This window comes from Pseudochelatococcus sp. B33, assembly GCF_053570585.1.
On the sequence record NZ_JBSEFH010000003.1, the window covers coordinates 18243 to 37886 of the forward strand.

At 62.7% G+C, this 19644-nt stretch carries 15 protein-coding genes; 8 read left to right on the top strand and 7 right to left on the bottom strand.

What is annotated here, in order from left to right; genetic code table 11:
- Window positions 1-12 precede the first annotated feature (12 nt).
- The 3 genes from cobN to ACUSIJ_RS03655 all read left to right on the top strand — a co-directional run bounded on the left by cobN (window position 13) and on the right by ACUSIJ_RS03655 (window position 4810).
- A complete protein-coding gene (gene cobN, locus ACUSIJ_RS03645) occupies window positions 13-3948 on the top strand; it encodes a cobaltochelatase subunit CobN (protein ID WP_449307012.1) in 3936 nt (1311 codons plus the stop codon).
- A 65-nt stretch (window positions 3949-4013) separates the two neighbouring features.
- Window positions 4014-4487, top strand: a complete 474-nt coding sequence (locus ACUSIJ_RS03650; protein WP_449307013.1) for a MotA/TolQ/ExbB proton channel family protein — start codon at window positions 4014-4016, stop codon at window positions 4485-4487.
- A complete protein-coding gene (locus ACUSIJ_RS03655) occupies window positions 4487-4810 on the top strand; it encodes a DUF2149 domain-containing protein (protein WP_449307014.1) in 324 nt (107 codons plus the stop codon). The genes ACUSIJ_RS03650 and ACUSIJ_RS03655 overlap by 1 nt, the downstream gene beginning before the upstream one ends.
- 44 nt (window positions 4811-4854) lie before the next feature.
- Here the strand turns inward: ACUSIJ_RS03655 and ACUSIJ_RS03660 are convergent, their stop codons facing one another.
- The 3 genes from ACUSIJ_RS03660 to ACUSIJ_RS03670 are packed head-to-tail and all read right to left on the bottom strand — an operon-like array spanning window position 4855 to window position 9269.
- Entirely contained in the window at window positions 4855-5979 is a 1125-nt protein-coding gene (locus ACUSIJ_RS03660; RefSeq protein ID WP_449307015.1) for a DUF2218 domain-containing protein, read from the bottom strand.
- A 9-nt stretch (window positions 5980-5988) separates the two neighbouring features.
- Window positions 5989-7110, bottom strand: coding sequence for an ABC transporter substrate-binding protein (locus ACUSIJ_RS03665; protein ID WP_449307016.1), 1122 nt, complete (start codon window positions 7108-7110; stop codon window positions 5989-5991).
- A 5-nt stretch (window positions 7111-7115) separates the two neighbouring features.
- A complete protein-coding gene (locus ACUSIJ_RS03670; protein ID WP_449307017.1) occupies window positions 7116-9269 on the bottom strand; it encodes a TonB-dependent siderophore receptor in 2154 nt (717 codons plus the stop codon).
- 289 nt (window positions 9270-9558) lie between these two features.
- Between ACUSIJ_RS03670 and ACUSIJ_RS03675 the strand changes: the two genes are divergently transcribed.
- From ACUSIJ_RS03675 to ACUSIJ_RS03685, 3 genes are all read left to right on the top strand, one after another.
- A complete protein-coding gene (locus ACUSIJ_RS03675; RefSeq protein ID WP_449307018.1) occupies window positions 9559-10251 on the top strand; it encodes a TetR/AcrR family transcriptional regulator in 693 nt (230 codons plus the stop codon).
- A gap of 188 nt (window positions 10252-10439) precedes the next feature.
- Window positions 10440-11723: a cystathionine gamma-synthase family protein gene (locus ACUSIJ_RS03680; protein ID WP_449307019.1), complete on the top strand. Its 1284-nt coding sequence runs from the start codon at window positions 10440-10442 to the stop codon at window positions 11721-11723.
- Between the two features lie 255 nt (window positions 11724-11978).
- Entirely contained in the window at window positions 11979-12692 is a 714-nt protein-coding gene (locus tag ACUSIJ_RS03685; RefSeq protein ID WP_449307020.1) for a DNA helicase, read from the top strand.
- 97 nt (window positions 12693-12789) lie between these two features.
- Here ACUSIJ_RS03685 and ACUSIJ_RS03690 read toward each other — a convergent pair whose 3' ends face one another.
- The 3 genes from ACUSIJ_RS03690 to ACUSIJ_RS03700 all read right to left on the bottom strand — a co-directional run bounded on the left by ACUSIJ_RS03690 (window position 12790) and on the right by ACUSIJ_RS03700 (window position 16172).
- The gene (locus ACUSIJ_RS03690; protein WP_449307021.1) at window positions 12790-14289 is read right to left on the bottom strand and encodes a tripartite tricarboxylate transporter permease; all 1500 of its coding nucleotides are present in this window, start codon (window positions 14287-14289) and stop codon (window positions 12790-12792) included.
- 210 nt (window positions 14290-14499) lie between these two features.
- Entirely contained in the window at window positions 14500-14964 is a 465-nt protein-coding gene (locus tag ACUSIJ_RS03695; protein ID WP_449307022.1) for a tripartite tricarboxylate transporter TctB family protein, read from the bottom strand.
- 185 nt (window positions 14965-15149) lie between these two features.
- Window positions 15150-16172, bottom strand: coding sequence for a TRAP transporter substrate-binding protein (locus ACUSIJ_RS03700; RefSeq protein ID WP_449307023.1), 1023 nt, complete (start codon window positions 16170-16172; stop codon window positions 15150-15152).
- 411 nt (window positions 16173-16583) lie between these two features.
- On the opposite strand from ACUSIJ_RS03700, the gene ACUSIJ_RS03705 reads away from it, so the two are divergent.
- A complete protein-coding gene (locus ACUSIJ_RS03705; RefSeq protein WP_449307276.1) occupies window positions 16584-17222 on the top strand; it encodes a TRAP transporter small permease in 639 nt (212 codons plus the stop codon).
- The gene (locus ACUSIJ_RS03710; protein WP_449307024.1) at window positions 17219-18502 is read left to right on the top strand and encodes a TRAP transporter large permease; all 1284 of its coding nucleotides are present in this window, start codon (window positions 17219-17221) and stop codon (window positions 18500-18502) included. The genes ACUSIJ_RS03705 and ACUSIJ_RS03710 overlap by 4 nt, the downstream gene beginning before the upstream one ends.
- Window positions 18503-18577: 75 nt before the next feature.
- Here the strand turns inward: ACUSIJ_RS03710 and ACUSIJ_RS03715 are convergent, their stop codons facing one another.
- Window positions 18578-19273 (bottom strand): GntR family transcriptional regulator, encoded by a 696-nt coding sequence (locus ACUSIJ_RS03715; protein WP_449307025.1) that lies wholly within the window; start codon window positions 19271-19273, stop codon window positions 18578-18580.
- Window positions 19274-19644: the final 371 nt, after the last annotated feature.

Genomic DNA, 19644 nt, shown 5'->3' on the forward strand with positions numbered 1-19644 from the left:
ATGTTTCGGATCGTGCGCACCCTTGCCTTGATCCCGCTTGCGCTGGCCCTGCTCGTGGCCTCCTCCGGTGCCCAGGAGGCCGCTCCGACCGCACGCGCGGTCGTGCGCGTGCTTGCCAGCAGTTTCGTGCTGCCGGCGAAATTCGCGGCGATGCATCCCATTGCCGACGCGGCCAATGTCGCACTGGAAAGCGTCGACGTCGAAACGGCCAACTCATCGCCGGACGACTGGCTGACGGGCGCGGATCTCATCGTCCTCGACGTCCCGCGACCGGGCGACCGGTCACGCGTCGAGCAGGCACTGGGCGACCGGCTTGCGTCCTCAGTGGTGCCGGTCATCGTTGTCGGCGGCGGGCGGCCCGTCTGGCACCGGATCGCCGCGCGCGAAGCGTCGGTTCTGGCCGGCTACTATGCCGGCGGCGGGGCGGAGAATTTTCGTCAGTTCTTCGCCGCCGTCCATGCGTGGAAAACGGGCGGCGACCTTTCCGCATTCCCGCCGCCGCGGCGCTTGCCCGAAACGGGCTTCTATCATCCGGCCGCGCCGCACGTCTTCGATACGCTCGACGCCTACCTCGCCTGGGGGGCCGAACGCTGGGAGAACCCCGCCGGCCGCATCGGTTTCATCGTTCATAGCAGCGTCGTGTCGGGCATGCAGACCGGGCTTGTCGACGCTCTCATCGCCCGCACCGAGGCTGCCGGCCTCTTGCCCATCGTGTTCTGGTTCGACAGCGCGGACCCGCAGGGCCTGACGAAGGTTCTGCGGCCGGCGGGAGCGGACGCGCTCGTCAACCTCACCCACTTGCAGAACGGCACCGCGCGCAGCGCCGAGTTCCTCGCCCTCGACATCCCCGTCATCCAGACGACCGGTTTCCGGGAGGGCGGTCCGCGGGAATGGGCAGCGGCCACGACCGGCATCCCGATGCGCACGGCAGCGGTCTTCCTCGCCGGTCCCGAAGCCTGGGGCATGACGGACCCCATCGTGCTGAGCGCGGTGGACAATGGGGCGGAAGTTCCCCTGCCCGCCCAGCTCGATGCGCTGGCCGGCAAGCTGAAGAGCCTCGTCGCGCTGCGCCGCAAGCCCGCAACCGACAAGCGTCTGGCGCTGCTGTTCTGGAACTATCCCGCCGGCGAAAAGAACCTCTCTGCCTCGAACCTCAATGTCCCCGCCAGCATCGAAACCATCACCGCACGCCTGTCGCAAGCGGGCTACGATGTGCCACCGCTCGCCGAACAGGAGATGATCGCAACGGGTCAGGCGATGCTCGGCGGCCTCTACCGCACCGTGCCGCTGGAGGATCTGCTCCGCCGGAACCTCGCCGTCACCCTTCCCGTCGCGGACTACGAACGCTGGCTCGCCTCGCTCTCGCCGGCCAGGCGCCGCGCCTTTTCCCACTGGGGCGAACCGGCGAGGCATTGGGCCGTGCGCGTGGTGGACGGCGTGCCAAGTTTCGTCATTCCGGCACTCACGCGCGGCAAGCTCGTCATCATGCCGCAGATGCCGCGCGACGGCACGCCCGGCGGGCACTATCACGACACGTCGAGCCCGCCCGACCACCTTTACATGGCCGCCTATCTCTACCTGCGCGAGGCGCTCGGCACCGATGCCATCATCCATCTCGGCACGCACGGCACGCAGGAATGGCTGCCGGGCAAGGACCGGGGGCTTGCCGCCGATGACGATCCGTTCCTGACTGTCGGCGATGTGCCGGTGTTCTATCCCTACATCCAGGACAATGTCGCCGAAGCGCTGCAGGCGCGCCGACGCGGCCGCGCGGTCACGATCAGCCACCAGACCCCGCCCTTCGCCCCCTCCGGCCTCTACGACGAGCTGCGCGACATCCATCACCTGATCCACGACTACGTGCAGCTCGACGAAGGCGCTGTCCGGGACAGAACGGCGCGCGCGATCACGGACGCCGCCATCAAGGCCACCATGCACACCGACCTTGGCTGGAGCGAGGAGGCGGCGCGGCAGGATTTCGACGCGTTCCTGCCGGTCCTGCACGACCACCTGCACGCGCTGGCGAGAACGGCCATGCCGCTGGGGCTCCACACGTTCGGCCAGCCGGCTCTCCCCGACCACCGGCTGGCGACCGTCATGCAGCAGCTCGGCCAGCCCTACTATGAGGCGGTCGGCGCGGGATCCGACGAGCTTTTCGTCGACGATTTCGCGAAGCTGACGGAGACGGCACCTTTCGCCACCTTGCGAAAATACCTGCGCGAGGGCGCGGACCGCTCCTCCCTCCCCGATCCGTTGAAGAGCTTTCTCGGGCGCGCGGAGGCACTCGAGGCCGGCCTTGCCGCGCCCGGCGAGATCGAGGCGCTGCTCGCGGGCCTCGAGGGCCGCTTCGTCGCGCCCGGCGCGGGCGGAGACCCGGTCCGCAATCCCGATGTGAAAAGCGGCCGCAACCTCTATGCCTTCGAGCCGGACCGGATACCGACGCAAGCCGCCTGGGAGGCCGGCGGGCAGGCCTTCGAGCAGCTTGTTGACGCCTTTCGCAAGGATCACGGCGGCGCCCGGCCAGAGAAGCTCGCGTTCAGTCTCTGGTCGTCGGAGGCGGTGCGCCATCTCGGCGTGACCGAGGCGCAGGTACTCCATGCGCTCGGCCTGCGGCCGGTGTGGGACGAAGGCGGCCGCGTCCGCGCGCTTGAGATCGTGCCCGCCGCCGAGCTCGGCCGGCCGCGCGTCGATGTCGTTGTGCAGGCGACGAGCGTCTACCGCGATCAGTTCGACGGCTTCCTGCGGCTGCTGGCCGATGCGATCGATCGCCTTGCCGCCGTGGACGAGGCGGATAACCCGGTGGCCGCCAACAGCGCCCGCATCGCCGCCGCGCTGGCGCAGAAAGGCCTGCCGCCCGACGAGGCGCGGGAGCAGGCGCGCCTGCGCATCTTCAGCAACGCGCCGGGCAGCTACGGCTCCGGCCTGCCGGACATGACCCTGCGCTCCACGACCTGGGAGGACGATTCCGCACTTGCCGCACGCTTCCTCGACGGTACCCGTTATGCCTACGGCGCCAAAGCCTGGGGCATCAGCCCGGCTTCCGTCAACCTCTTCGCCGAGCAGTTGAAGGGCACACAGGCCGCCGTCATGTCGCGCTCATCCAATCTGCATGGCGTCTTGTCCACCGACCATCCGTTCGAATTTCTGGGCGGTCTGTCGCTCGCGATCCGCCACCTCGATGGCAAGGGTCCATCGCTCTACGTCTCGGACCTGCGTCAAGGCGCACCACGGACCGCATCCCTCGCCCGCGTCCTGTCGGATGAGTTGCGCACCCGCACTCTCAACCCGCAGTGGATCGAGGGCATGAAGGCGGAAGGCTATGCCGGCACGCTCGCCATGCTCAACGCGGCCAACAACCTGTTCGGCTGGCAGGCGGTCGATCCCTCAACCGTGCGCGCCGACCAGTGGCAGGCCCTGTTCGAGACCTATGTGGCGGACATCCGCAATCTCGACATCGACGCCTGGTTCGAGACGCACAACCCCACCGCACAGGCACAGCTCCTTGAGCGCATGGTCGAAGCCATCCGCAAGGCATACTGGAACGCGCCCGCAGATACGCGCCGGCAACTTGCGGAACGCTGGCAGGAATTGGCTGCCAACCACAATGTCGACGTCGGTGAGCCCTTGACCCGGGCGTTCGTCGAGCGCATGGCAGCCGGCTTCGGCCTCGCTGCGTCAACAACACCCGCCGCCACGCAGGGAGTGGCCGGCGTGCCGCTGGAGCCCGCCGAGCCGGCAGCGGGGGCGACGCAGGCGGTTCAAGGCCAGGTGCTGGAAGAAATGGCGGCGGACCAGCCGAACGACGGCTGGCCGCTGTGGGCGTCGCTTCTCGTCCTTTTCGGCCTGCTGGCGGCCGGCGCGGGCCTTCAATGGCGTGCCAACGCCTCACGGAATAGAGCCTTTCTGCGTTTCGTTGAAACGCAGAAAGGCTCTATCTTTTTGATTTGACGCGTTTTCCTCACGCAAAGCGGTACCCACTTTGCTTGAAAACGCTTTAGCCGGAGTTCCCCCCCATGAACGGTCTCGAACTTGGCCTCTACGATCTGTCGCGCCTGTTCCTCACGCCTGTGCTCATACTGATCGCCGCATCGCTTGCCTATACGTTCGTGGCGCTCGGCATGTTTCTGGCCGAGACCGCCCAGCGCTGGCGCGGCAAGTACCGTCCGGTCCTCGCGGGCGAAGCCGGGCAGGCGCTGCACAGCGACGATCTCGAACTGCGGATCATGAAACGGCTGGAATGGCTGCGCATCGTCTCGCGCGCCGCGCCGATGCTTGGCCTCGTGGCGACGATGATCCCGATGGGGCCCGCGCTGCTGGCCTTGAGCCGCGGCGACGCGGCCTCTGTCGGCGACAATCTCGTCGTCGCCTTCTCGGCCGTTATTCTCGCCCTCATCAGCGCCAGCATCACATTTTTCATCCTGACGATCCGGCGGCGGTGGCTGCTGGAGGAGTTGCGCACCCTCGAACGCGCGGGAGGCGTTGCCTGATGCGGTTTCTGGACCATGATGATGCCGACGACCCGATCCTGTCCGTCGTCAATCTCATCGACCTGTTTCTGGTGGTAATCGGCATCCTGATGATCGTCATCGTCACCAATCCGCTCAATCCGTTCTCCGCCGCGAAGGTGACGGTGGTGGAGAACCCCGGCGAACCGGACATGCGCATCACCGTCAAGGACGGTCGGGAACTGAAACGCTACGAGGCAAGCGGCAAGATCGGCGAGGGCCAGGGTGTGCGTGCCGGGATCACCTATCGCCTCGACGATGGCAGGATGATCTACGTGCCGGAGGCCGCCTCGTCCCTTCCGTAGGTGCGGGCCTTCTGACGTACATTAAGGAATGCCGCTTCCCAGGATTACGGCAGGTACGCCTCGGCGCCGGCGCGAATGATATCCTCCTCGCTCATCCGCCGGTGCCAATGGGAATGCAGGACCTGGCGCTCCCGCGGGAGCCCGATTCGATCGCGGAGCCAGTGGTGGATCCGGCGAAAGGCGCTGTATTCGCAGCCGCCCCAGAAGAAGGCCGTTTCCAGATCGGCGGGCCATCGGACGGTCTCGACCGCATCGGGGAGAGGCGAGGTTTCACCGTCACCGCTTGCCGGGCGATGAAGCCAGCGAATTTGCACCCCGGGGGGAGCGGTCAATGGCTGCTCTTCGGACCGGCCGGCCACTTCGATGAAGGCATGTCCCCTGACGTCCACGTCCAGCGTTTCGAGAATCCTCGCGATCCCCGGAAGACCGGTCTCGTCGCCGGCGAGCACGACGAACGACGCTGGCTTCGGGCCATGGGCCGCAGGGCCGAGAATGCCGACGATATCGCCCGGTTGGGCGGCGAGCGCCCAGCGCGTGGCGGGTCCGGGTGTGTCGTGAAGGGCGAAATCGATGGCGATCTCCCCCGCCTCCGCGTTGATGCGCCGGATCGTATAGACGCGGGTATCGAGCGTTTGCTCGTTCGGCCAGACGACATGCCCCCGATCGTCGAGCCGCGGCCACTCCGGCTGCCGGACGTCCTTCGGCTGAAAGATCACCCTGCAGTGGAGCTGGTCGGGGCGATCGAAGCGAGCCAGGTTTTCGCCATGAAAGGCAATGCGACGCATCCGCGGCGTCAGTTGCGTGACACGATCGACGCGCAGGACGCGCAGATCATCCGGAAGGGACGGACCTGTTTCATCCCCGGACCATCGGATGTCCAGATTCTCGCTGGCGGCGATGAACAGGATCGGCCCGACGAGCGCGTGCTTCAGCCGGTTGAGCGCGTTCCGGTCAGCAGTCTCGACCTCCAGGTTCAATCGGCCCGGCAGCGCTTCCACGGTTGCGTGCCCGAACGGCGTCGTCACCCTGTGAATGCCGTTTTCCGGCGTGACCGTCATGTCGTGCGTGGCGATCGAGGTCAGGACGGAATCGAGAAAATCGGCAATCCTTGGAAAGTCGACAATTGCGGTCGCCCGGTAGAGGCGCTGGCCGCGCACAGGTTGCGTCATGATGTCCTCCTACAGCGAAATCCAGAGCGGACCCTCCATCGGTGTCGCCAGAAATCGCGAATTGATCTCGGCAAGCGTCGCCTCCGGATCGAGATCGCGACAGCGATCCGGATGCAGCCACTTCGCGGCGGTCTCCACGAACAGGACATTGAGCGGAAGCACCGTGATCAACCCCGTCCAGATCCCGTGAACGCGCCGGCCTTGCACGCTGGGCAGCGTGTCGAAACCGGTGCGCCGGATCAGGCGCTCAAGCCCCTTGCGGGCTGCGAGCGGGTCGAGGCCCGGAGCGATCGCCGGCCGCCCGCCCGCTGCCCACTCCCCGCCCGAGGCGATATAGACGTCATGGGGTGTCGTCAGCAGAAATTCGAGCGACAGCTTCTGGAACCACGGGGCGGCAACGCCCGGCAAGGTGGTACCGCCCGCCAGTTCAAGCAGCTCGCCCCAGATTCTGTTACCCGCCGCCCAGCAGCAGTCATCGACGGTCGACTGGACTTCCAGGTAGGTCGTCACGGGGGCGGCATCGGCTACCCGCCCGGCCACTCCCGCGATGTGCTCATCGAAAAACCTGGCGAAAGCCTGCGCCTTCTCCCGCGCATCGAGAAGCTCGCCCCACATCCGCATTTCGTCATGCAGATTGGCCACGGGGCCGCGCCGCGAGCGCTCTCCGGCCCGGGCATTGCTCGATGCATCGCTGAAGATGACCGGAATCCCGGCGCTCTCCAGCCGCCTGACCAGAAGATCGTTGCCGCCGTCGGGAGCCATCAGCAGATTGGCGACGACAAGGTCCGGCGACAGGTCGACCAGTTTCTCGAAGGAAACGGTATCGGGCGTCTGGCTCCCGACAACCTCGATCCTTTGATCGGGATCGAAGCGCCGCAACAGGAGGTTGCTGTCGATGCGGTCGGTCGCCGCCCACCCGGCCACGAACGACGCGGGATCCGGATGCACGAGCGCCATGCTAACGATATCCCGCGCCTCCAGCAGGACGATCCGTTTCGGCCGGGCGGCAAGGGATACCCTGCGGCCCGTCACATCGGTAATCTCGAAAGCTTCACCGGAACGCGCGGGAGCTGCGGATAGGAAGCCGCCCATAATAACGGAACCGCAGAAAGCGCGCCGATCGATCGCCATGGCGCCTACCATCTGTAGCGCAGGCCCGCCAGCACCTGCCGTCCGTTGCCGAACTGGCAATAGATGTTGGAGCTGCAGCTCGAGTAATAGTCCTTGTCGAACAGGTTCGTGACGTTGAGCGTCGCCTCCAGCCCCTCCAGGGCTGGCGTTTTCGCGCCGAAGTCGTAGCGCAGGGCCGCGTCGACGAGGGTATAGCCGCTCGCCTTCGCCGTATTGGCGTCGTCGGCGTAGCTCGCGCCGACGAAGCGAACCCCGCCTCCGATCGTCAGCCCCGCCAGCAGCCCCTCGTCGATCGTATAGCTTCCCCAAAACGATCCGAAGTGATTGGGAACAGCCTGCGGCCGGTTCCCGACGATCGAGGCGTCGCCCGATCTTGAAACCTCGGTATCGAGCAGCGTCAGCGCGGCGATGAGGCCGAGGTTTTTCGTGAGATTTCCCCTCGCCTCGAATTCAAGCCCCCGGGACCTGATCTCACCCTGCTGGACGCTGAACCCCGGTATGACACCCGCCGTCAGGACGTTCTTCTGGCGAATGTCGAAGGCCGAGAACGTGAACAGGGCATCGAAACCGGTCGGCTGATACTTGATACCGACCTCATACTGCTCGCCTTCGGTGGGGACGAAGGCCGCCCCGTCGGCGCCGACACCGATCACCGGCTCGAAGGATGTCGAGTAGCTCGCATAGGGCGCGAGGCCGTTGTCGAACAGGTAGAGCAGCCCTGCCCGATAGCTCGTCTTGTCGCTCTCCTGCTCCGAACGCGTGACCGCGAGGCGGTTGTCGGTCTCTTGCCGGGTCCAGTCGTGGCGGACGCCGAGCAAAGCGCGGAAACCGCCGAACTTCAGCTGATCCTGCAGGTAGAGCCCGGTTTGCCGGACCGTCTGATCGCTGTCGATGATCTTCGCGAGCGGGCCGGCAGGCTGCCCGTAACGCGGATTGACGACATCGAGCGGGGTGGCGGCGCCGAACAGATATTGCCATCCGCTGGTCGAATTCTGGTGGTCGACCCCCGCGAGGACGGTGTGGCCTATGGCTCCGGTATCGAAATTGAACTGGGCCTGATTGTCGAAGGCAACACCGTCGACATCCTCGATCGATCGCAGGGCGTGGCGCGGGATGATGCCGGCGGTCGAGATCGGCCCGGACATCTGGAGGGATCTGAAATCGACATCGACATGCGAATAGCGGAAGTGCGACCTGACGGTCACGAGATCATTGAAGCGATGCTCGAACTTGTAGCCGATTCCGTACTGCTCCCGCTCGAAGGCGTCGAAGGCCGGATCGCCGATGTTCAGCTTGCGGTTGAGACTCGACCGGTATTCGGCAGGTGCCAGAAAGCGGGGATAGAGCGAGTTGAAATAGCCGCCCTCCGGATCCCGCTGAAAATAGCCTGATACGAGGAGCGACGTATCCGGATCGGGCTGCCATTTCAGCGCCGGCGCAACCCCGAAACGCTTCTCGTCGACGTCCTCGTAACGCGTGCCCGCCGAGCGGCCGATCATGCTCAGACCGTATTGCCACCTGCCATCGGCTGTCAGCGGCCCGCGTGACGTCAGCCCGCCCTGGATCCTGCCGTGGCTTCCTCCCTCGACACGGACCTCGTTGTAGGGATGCTCAGACGGCATGCGGCTGATCTGATTGACCAGCCCGCCCGGGCTGATCTGTCCGTAAAGCACCGCCGAGGGGCCCTTGAGCACGTCGATGCGGTCGAGCAGGAAAGGATCGATGGAGGTCTGGGCGAAGGCCTGCCCCCGCGGCAGCTTCAGGCCGTCAAGAAAGTTGACATAGGTCGTCGAGGTGCCGAACGCTCCGAAGCCGCGCAGGAAAACGGAATCGTACCGCGCGTTCGTGTCGCGATCGGAGAGCACGCCCGCGGTATAGCGCAAGGCATCGCTCACGGTCTGCGGATTCTGCTCATCGATTTGCCTGCGCGAGACGGTCGTTATCGATTGCGGCGTTTCGAGGACGGGCGTTTCGGTCTTGGTTGCCGATATCGTGCGCCCGACAAACAGCCGGTCGCGCGTATCCGCAAGAGGCGCTTCGCCTTCGACGACGACCGTATCGAGCTGGATGGCAGCATCCTGGGCGGACGCCGCAACCATCCCGAGCGTCGATACGCCGACCAAAGCGATGCAAGCGATGCGCATTGAACCCTGAACCATCGAATCCCCCTGATGCCGCCTTCGGGCAGGTTCGGCGACATGAGAACCTTCCAGCGGCGCACGCCTTGAAACCGGTCACGACGAATAAACAAACGGGACGGTCCTGTCCAGTTTATTTCCGTTGATTATCATCATATTAGAATTGGAATTGATTGATATTGTGGTATGGGTTGGAACGGATCCGGCGGTTGACGCGAGGAGGAAAATGGTCTCACAGGTTCGCGCCGGGAGCCGGGAGCACAAGAAGTCCGGCCCGTACGTATGAGCGGCATGCACGAATGGGGACAATATGACTGACCGAAAATCGGCGCGTTCGAAATCCAGAAGCGGACGACCAACGAAGCAGGAGGCAAAAGAGCCGACCTCGCGTATCCTGGAGACTGCCCTCGGGCTGTTTGCCTCCCGGGGTTTTGCAGGGACATCCGTTGAACAGGTCGCGGCAGCGTGCGGAGCGGGAAAGGACACGATCTACCGGCGCTTTCCCTCGAAAGCGGCGCTGTTCGAAGGTGTCGTCGAATATGCCCGCAACCAGGTATTGGAACGGGTGCGGGATCTCGCGCCGACTGAAGGCGACGTGCTCACCCGCCTGCAAAGCCTCCTGAGGCTGTTTCTCGCCATCAACATGGAGCGGGATCTCATCGCCCTGAAGCGCATCACGCTGAGCGAGGCCATCGTGTTCGGCAAGCAGGACTCGGGCGTCTCACAGCCCGATCCTCTCATGGAGAAGCTCATCGATGCCGTCAGCGCGGCGCAGGCCGGACGCTTCCTGCGGGCCGGAGATCCGGCATTCATGGCCGCCTATCTCATTCACAGCCTGGTTTCCGTGCCCACGACACGCGCCATGCTGGGCGGCTCCGACTATGACGCGCCGGAAGCGCTGGACGCCTATTTCGGCACCGTGTGGAACTGGCTGATCGACGGATTGGCGGAGCCTCAAGCTGAGAGATTGGCCCCGCCGGCGCAGGCTGATGCTGCTCCGTAGTCAGCTTTGATGATATTGAAAAACGGGCGTTGAAAAAGAACATCCTCAACGGGCGCATGCACCAGATCCGTCGTCTCCGCAATAGGTTGCCCCCGTAACCCAATGCGGTGCGAAATCGCGGGAAATCGCGACTGCATTTGATATAATCTGCAATGCGAAGCCCGTGACAGTCTTTGAGGAGACCTCCGATGACCGCGCCGCATCCGTCGCAAACCCATATCGGCAATCGCGCCTTGCATCCGGAAACGCAGATGCTGAATTTCGGCTATGATCCGGAGCTCTCCGAAGGCGCCGTCAAGCCACCCGTCTTCCTGACGTCGACTTTCGTCTTCAAGTCCGCCGAGGACGGCCGGGATTTCTTCGACTATGTCTCCGGCCGCAAGGAACCGCCGCAAGGCAAAGGCGCCGGCCTCGTCTACTCGCGCTTCAACCACCCGAACAGCGAGATCGTCGAGGACCGCCTTGCCGTCTACGAGCGGACGGAAAGCTGTGCCCTGTTCTCATCCGGCATGTCGGCAATCGCCACGACGCTGCTCACCTTCGTGCGCCCGGGCGATGTCATCCTGCATTCGCATCCGCTCTACGGCGGCACCGAAACGCTGCTGGCCAGGACGTTCCTCAATCTCGGCGTTTCCGCCGTCGGATTTGACGACGGCGTCAGCGAGGCTTCGGTGAAGGCTGCGGCCGACGAGGCGACAGCGAAGGGCCGCGTCTCGGTCATCCTGGTCGAGACGCCCGCCAATCCGACCAACAGCCTGGTCGATATCGCGATGATCCGCCGGATCGCGGATGCGATCGGCGAAAAGCAGGGCCATACGCCGATCATCGCATGCGACAACACGCTGCTCGGGCCGGTTTTCCAGCGACCGATCGAACACGGGGCGGATATCTCGCTCTACTCGCTGACGAAGTATGTCGGCGGCCATTCGGACCTGATTGCCGGAGCCGCGCTCGGCGGCAGCGCACTGATGAAGCAGGTCAAGGCGCTGCGGGGCGCGATTGGCACGCAGCTTGATCCGCATTCGTGCTGGATGCTGGGACGGTCGCTGGAGACGCTGCAGATCCGCATGGAGCGCGCAAACAGCAACGCGAAGACCGTGGCCGACTTTCTGCGGGATCACCCGAAGGTCGAGACGATTCACTATCTGCCCTACAGCGATCCGGAATCGGCCACCGCCCGCACATTCGCGGCCCAGTGCAGCGGTGCGGGTTCGACCTTCTCCTTCGATATCGATGGCGGTCAGCCGGCCTCGTTCCGGTTCCTGAACGCGCTGAAGATCTTCAAGCTCGCCGTCAGTCTCGGCGGAACGGAGTCGCTCGCCTCCCATCCCGCGACGACGACGCATTCCGGTGTGCCGGCAGATGTGCGCGAACGCATCGGCGTGCTTGACTCGACGATCCGGCTGTCGATTGGAATCGAGCACCCCGACGACCTGATTGCCGATCTCGCCTTGGCGCTGGACGAAGCGTAGGCCGGGCGGCCTCACCTGCGATCAGGGTGGCGCCCGGCCCATAGCAGCCGCAACGGCCGCTTCATCCCGCATCGCCGTCATGGCGCTTGTCCGGATTGCCGCCTTGCGATATCCTTCAGAAACAGGCTTGGCCCGCGCCTCCCCCCTCCAATCGGGGAAGTATTGCACATACGGGGTAACGAGATCATCGAACCATCTGTTCGAGCGTCCGCATAAGGAGGGATTGCGTCTCTGGCTCGTAATGGAGGTTCCTTGATGAGGCTGTCCGCCCCCATCTACCAACTGAAACGCCGGGCCAAACAACTGGGTCGGGACGAAAAAATTGCCCTCCACGAAGCGTTGGATCGCATTGCGCGGGAGGAGGGTTTTGCGGGATGGAGCCTGCTCTCTTCCCAGTTCGCCATGCACTCGCCGTCGAAAACCGTGCTTTCCAAACTTGCGAACGGGGAGTTGCTGTTGCTGGGTGCTCGCCCCGGACACGGCAAGACCCTGCTGGGGCTTCAGATTCTGCTCGATGCGGCTCGCGAGGGCAGGAGGGCACTCTTTTTCACGCTGGAATATACCGAGCGTGAAACAAGGGAGCGTATCCATTCACTGGATGGATACGCTCACAGCCTTGGCGACAAGCTGGAAATTGTGGCCTCGGACGACATCAGCGCCGATTTTATCATCCGGCATCTGGCCGGCCCGGCCCGTGGAACGGTTGCCATCATCGATTATTTGCAAATTCTCGATCAGCAAAGAAGCAAGCCATCTCTTTCGGAGCAGATGCAGGTTCTCCGGAAATTTGCGCGCAAGACCGGGGTCATCCTGGGGTTCATCTCTCAGATCGACCGTTCCTTTGACCCGGAGCGCGACCCTGTCCCAGGTATCCGGGACATTCGCCTGCCTAATCCCGTCGAGTTGGGCATCTTCTCCAAAGCCTGTTTTCTGCACAACGGCCAAGTCCGGCTTCAGGATGTAGCCTGACCGGATCTCCTGTCGGGATGCCGAGAAAGCGCCCCGGCAGGACTCCCGTATGCACCCCAATTGGGACGAGATCGAAGTCTGCGGTGCTTGTTCACACCTATTCGCGCAGCGCCACCTCACGGGTCTCGCGTACCGACGGCAGTATCAGGATGACAAGCAGCACCACAATCGCCACCAGGAAACTCAGACTGATCGGCTGGTTGAAGAATGTAGAGGGATCGCCGCGCGAGATCAGCATCGCGCGGCGCAGATTCTCTTCCATCATCGGTCCCAGGATAAAGCCCAGGATGAGGGGTGCCGGCTCGCAATCAAGCTTGATGAAGATGTAGCCAAGTACCGTCAGCGCAGCCATCAGGTAAACATCGAAAACGTTGTTGCTCGACGAATAGACGCCGATGGCACAGAATACCAGAATCGACGGGAACAATAATCGATACGGGATCTTTAGAAGCCTAATCCAGATGCCGATCAGCGGCAGATTGAGGACGAGCAGCATCAGGTTGCCAATCCACATCGATGCAATGAGCCCCCAGAAGAGTTCCGGCTGCTCCGTCATGATGCCAGGCCCGGGTGCAATACCCTGGATCATCAGCGCGCCAATCATGAGCGCCATCGTCGGATTGGAGGGGACGCCAAGCGTGATCATCGGAATGAACGATGTTTGCGCTCCTGCATTGTTCGCGGCTTCCGGCCCCGCGACACCGCGAATGTCACCCTCGCCGAAAGTCCGCGGGGGACGAGCGGTACGCTTCTCCAGCGTATAGGCAGCAAACGAAGCCAGCAGCGCGCCGCCGCCGGGCAGCACGCCCAGCAATGAGCCGAGAATGGTGCCACGCGCGATGGACGGCGCGGATTGCTTCACATCTGGCCACCCCGGCAGCACGCGACCCACGGCGCGCGGCGACACGTCGCGATCGACCTTGCCCTCCAGATTGGTCGCGATTTCGGCAAGGCCGAACAACGCCATGCTCAGGGCGATAAACCCGACGCCGTCGGCCAGTTCAGGAATACCAAAGGCATACCGCACCGTGCCCGAATTGACGTCCGTTCCCACAAGACCGAGCAGAAGGCCGGTAATGATCATGGCGATCGCCTTGATGACCGAACCGCGCGCCAGGACGACCGACGCCACAAGTCCGAACGCCATCAAGGAGAAGTACTCGGCCGGGCCGAAGTTCAACGCGACATCGCTCAGAACCGGCGCCAGGAACGCCACCGCCAGCGTCGATACGCATCCGGCAATGAAAGAGCCAATCGCCGCAATGCCGAGCGCCGGGCCGGCGCGTCCTTTCAGCGCCATCTTGTAGCCGTCGATCGCCGTAACGACCGACGACGACTCGCCCGGGATGTTGATCAGGATCGCTGTCGTGGAGCCTCCATATTGCGCGCCATAGTAAATACCCGCCAGCATGATCAACGCGGAACTGGGAGGCAGCGCATAGGTGACCGGCAAGAGCATGGCGATGCTGGCGACAGGCCCCAGCCCCGGCAGGATGCCCACCAGCGTGCCCAACAACACGCCGGTGAAACAGTACAAAATGTTCGATGCCGTCAACGCAACGCTGAAACCGAGGTCGAGATGCGAAAATACGTCCATTGCGTCATCTCCAACGTGGCCTACGCCGGCGCTAGCGTGTTTCAGCGCTTCACGGAAACGCTGAAACACGCGAACTATTTGGTTTAACGCGTTTTCTTCACGCGAACCGGTTTCCACGTCGCTCGAAAACGCTATAGGCCGTTAACGGAACGGTCTGGCGACGCGCACGTCACAGCGTTCGCCGGATGACACCCAGGCGGCGGTGAAGATCTACAGAAACCTGGGCCACAGTGCGATCGGCAGCTTGAGCGCCACCACGAAAAGAAGCGCCGACGAAAGAGCAAGACACGCCGCAAGACGCAAGCTTTCCCCGAGCTTGAACTCGCGGCTGGCGTGCCCTCCCGCCAGCACCAGCGCGATGACCGACGCGACAAGGCCGAACACGTTCAGCATCATGCCGAACAGAACGACAGCACCAACGAGCACCCCCAGGGAGCGGACTCCTGACCAGGAAGGCACGCCCCCCGCTTCCGCCCCGCCTGCTGAACGGACAAGGCTTGCCAGCATGATGATCAGCCCGATCAGCGCCAGCAAAATGCCAAGCACAAGAGGAAAGAATCCCGCCCCTATCCGCGCCGGAGACCCGATCGCATAGGCAGGCGCCATCGCGGCGAACCCGGCCCCCAGACAACAGAACAGAAGCCCCGACAGAAAATCCCTGTTACCGACATGCATGCCGCTCCCTCATGTCCACTCTGGTTTATTTCTTGGTTGTCAGGGCCTCAGGCATCACGCGAGGCGGGTTGAATCCGCCACGCGCCGGCAGGCAGCCGGAATTTGGGCCCGTTCGTTGATCTAACGTTAAGATTGTCAGACAACGATGTCAATCATGCTGGAGGCTCGCATTTTCGGCGATGCGCTCAGTCCCTCGTCCGTTCCGCGGCCGCGAGCAGGATCTCGTACAGTGCCTTCTCTTGGGGATTCTTCGAGGTTACCTCCTCCCCGACGGGCAATACAAGGTCCATGAGCTGCTTCTGCTCCTCGGGAGAAAGCCGGACAATCTCACCGCCGTTCTTGACCCACGTCTCATAGCCGTTATTCACGTCGTCAAGAGAGAACTGAAAAAGTTCCTCGCTGACTTTCTTGCCGGCTTTGACGACGGCCTCCTGCAAATCGGGAGGGAGCTTGTCGAACCAAAGCTTGCTGATGACTGTCGTTGCGGAAATGATGCCGTGGTTGGTTTCAATGAGATGCTTGGCTGCATCGTTGAAGCGCAGGGCGACGAAAATCGGCACGCAGCTCATGACGCCGTCGAGTGCGCCCTGCTGCAACGCGGGCAGCACTTCGCCGAGCGACATCGGCACCGGAGCAGCCTTGAGCGCACGCACCTGGCCGATCTGCAGCGATCCGGCCGGAACACGGGTCTTCAGGCCCTCGAAATCGGCAAGCTTGGTAATGGGCCTGCGCGATACGAATACGGTCGGCCCGGAGATGAAAAGCCCTAGTCCCTTGAGGCCCTTGTCGGAGCCCAGTTCAAGAAAGGCCTTGTTGAACTCGGGATCCTGCAAGGTACGGTTGGCGTGCGCGACGTCCGTGAACAAGCCAGGAGCGCTGAGCAACTGGAAACGGCTGTCGACGCCGGTGAGGAATTCGGGCGGGCCGACGAAACCCTGGATCGCCCCGAACTGCGTCTGCTCGATCATGCGCGGGATTTGGCCAAGCTGGCTTGAAGGATAGATCTCAACCTTGATGCGGCCGCCGGTATCCTCGTCGAGCTGGGCGGCAAAGCGCTTCATCCATTCATGTTGCGCATCGTTGACCGTCGCAGTGCCTATTTTCATCACGATCGGTGCCGTCTGCGCCCTGGAGATGCCGGCCGGTGCAGTGACCGCCAGCACGCCCATGCCGAGCATGGCAATGAAATATCTAACTATCGTGTTCATCTAACGCTCCGTTCCCGTCTGTTTATCGCGATTAGAGCTGCTATGTTCCCCATGGCAAAACAGCCACGCCTCAAAACGAAGCAGCATTAACCGGATGCCAACACCTGTTTGCAGGTGTTTCTCTGGATTATTGAACACAACCGCCACCCCGACAACCGGATTGGCATCCGATTTGCTTGTCGATAGCAACCGATACGAGATCGCGCACGTTCGGCGCTCGGCGCCTCACATAACCAGATTGACAGATTGTCTTACATATATCAGGGTCAATGGCAAGAACGGATTGCGCCCGGCATGCTACGAAGCGCGACGAGACAGATCCAGAGCAAGCGCCTGAAACAAGGACAGGCTTGGGCGAAAGCCAGCTTAACCAAGAACTGACCTGTACGGCTGGGAGAAGTGGGATTGGTGATGCATAAAGAATGTTCTCTGACACAACCGGTGAACAGTCACGCACATTGGGCGGCAACGATCAGGCGCACGGGAGATGCGATCAGCAACGTGTGCATGTATCTCGCGGGAATTGCGCTCCTGGTGATCGTGGCCATCAACGGAATCAACGTCGCAGGGCGTTATTTCTTCGCAGCCCCCATACTCTGGGCCGAAGAAAGTATGTTGTACCTGATGATTTTCGTGGTTTTCGTGGGAGGAATTACAGTATCATGGCGTGGGATACACATGAAGCTGGATGTTTTTCTGTATCGCATGAGACGTCACCTCAGACGGATTGTAGTTCTTTTTTGTGCTGTGCTTGGAGTTACAGTACTACTTGTCATCAGTTTTGCCAGCATTGAAATCGTCTCGATGCTGTATGCGTTCGACCAACGGAGCGATGCGCTTGAAGTGCCGATGTGGATACCCCAGAGCTTCGTTCCGCTCGGCCTGACTTCATTTGCAATCATGATCGTGCTGCGCCTCCTTGCCTTCGGGCTGGACGCGCGTCCGAGTGATCATGACGACGAGAGCTACCCGGATCTCGCCGCCGCCGAGGCGCAGGCGGCCGCCGGCACGGGAACCGCCCACACAAAGGCACAGGAAGGCAACCCATGACAGCGCTCGTTTTTGTTGGCCTTCCGGTATCCCTTCTCGTGCTTGGCATGCCGATATTTCTCGTCCTGCTGATAGCCAGCACAGCGGGCGTCCTCTATCTCGGCATCGGTCCCATCTATGCCGTTCATACCGCCGTTTTCGGCAGTCTCGACACCTTTTCGCTGCTGGCGGTTCCGCTCTTCATTCTGGCTGGCGACATCATGGCGCGCGGCGGCATCGCCCAGCGCTTGATAACGCTCATCATGTCGACCGTCGGCGGCGTACGCGGGTCGCTCGGCATTGCGACGATCGGATCGGCGTCGGCTTTCGGCGCCATGTCGGGGTCGAGCGTCGCTTGCGTCGCGGCAATCGGCAAGCTGACATTGCCCGCGCTCGAGAAAAACGGCTACGGGCGGACTTTCTCGGTGAGCATGATCACTGCGACCGGCGTCATCGACGTGATCATTCCCCCGTCCATCCCCATGATCATCTACGGAATCGCTGCCCAGCAATCGGTAACGCAGCTTTTCATCGCCGGCATTGTCCCGGGACTGCTTATCGGGGGGGCGCTTGCCGTATACGTCGTTGTGCGCGCGCGTCTCAGGAACATCGCGGCGGGTGACCCGCCGCAGCTCGATGTCATCCTGGCCGCCCTGCGCCGTTCGGTCTTCGCCGTCTTTGCGCCCATCCTGATTCTTGGCGGAATTTACGGCGGCGTGTTCACGCCAACCGAAGCGGCCGGCATCGCATGCATCTATGCGATCTTCGTATCGGTGTTTATCTATCGGGAACTCAGTTGGGGCGATGTGCTGCGCATCACGCTTGATTCCGCGGTGCTTGTCGGACAGATCATGATACTCGTTGGTGCGGCGGGCGCCTATGGATGGCTGGTAGCCACCAGCGGCTTTCCGCAACAGCTTGTCGCCTTCATTCAGGGCCTGCACCTCGAAACCTGGCTGCTGCTGCTCGTCATCAACTTCGTGCTGCTGTTCGTCGGCAGCGTCCTCGAGCCGCCCCCGGCCATTCTGGTGCTGACGCCGCTGCTGACGCCGATCGCCGCCCAGGCCGGCGTCGATCCGCTGCACTTCGGCATTATCGTCACCGTCAACCTGGCCATCGGCATGTTCCTGCCGCCGTTCGGGCTAAACCTGTTCGCCTCGCACGCCTTGTTCAGGACGCCGCTGCCGGCGCTCTATCGCGGGGTTGTGCCCTTCCTGTTCATCTACCTGGCCATGCTGATGCTGCTGACTTATGTGCCCGCCATCACCCTGGCACCGATGCGATGGTTCGGCCAAATGTAGCCCGCAAAGCGAGCCGGGCCGTCGCAACAGGCGATGTCCCGGCTTGTCCTTATCGGTTGGTCGGCCCTCCTCGGATCAGGACGGATCTTTGGCGGTGATTCCGGGTTGTTCGAGTTCATAGGCGGCGCGGGCGGAATTATAGGCCTGCTCCACGTGCTCTATCGCGGCGCGGCGGGCGCCTTCCTCATCCCCCGCCTCGATCGCCTTGACGATGGCCTTCATTTCCTGATGGCTGTTTTTCGCACGCCCGGGCAGCGACATGGAGCGTCCACGCAAGAAATTGATGCGGACATGCAATCCATGCAGGATTTCCTTGATGATCTTGTTGCGACACAGACGCAATATCTCATCGTAGAGTTCGACCGTCACGGACAGTTGCGCCTCGCTGTCGTTTGCCCGCACCGCTTTTCCGAAGGCTGTCAGTATCGTGCGCATGCGCTTGCAATCGGCAGGCGTCGCGTGCCGCGTGGCCAGCGCCGCCGCCTCCCCTTCCAGCAGCGCCCGCACCTGATAGATCTCCGTTGCCTCCTGCCAGGAAAGCACCGGGATCTGCGGTCCGCGGTTGGGGATCATCACCACCAGCCGCTCGGCCTCAAGGCTGCGTAACGCCTCGCGTATGGACGGGCGGCTGACGCCGAGCATCTTACACAGCTCAGCCTCGACAAGCCGATCACCCGGTTTGAAAACGCCAGTGACAATGGCTGCGCGAAGTTTTTCAACCGATTGATGCTGTACCGTTTTGGGGGACACGCGAAGATCGAAGGGTGTCATGGCTTACCTTATTCCCACCTAATAATTTTCTTTGGACGATCTTACGCATACGTGTCGCAGCACTCCGACGGATCGTCCCGCAAACGCTCTTCGCCCGATCTGGACCCAGCCTACGGCAGACCAAAACACGGCGCGAAATGCCACTGCACCGAGCGCAACGCAATCTTCAGTCGCGGCTGGCATCGTGAACGCCCCCTGTGGCGAGAACCCTGCAGGATGCATATCTGCAAAATGTCTCCCTGTCTGACAAAATCGGATGGCTCCAATTTGCGCATCTTCAGTCCGCCCCTCGATCGCCCACCAGGGCGCGCCGAAACAGCCTGACGATCCATCCTCATCTACAATATCATAAGGTTGGTATCGTCAAGTAG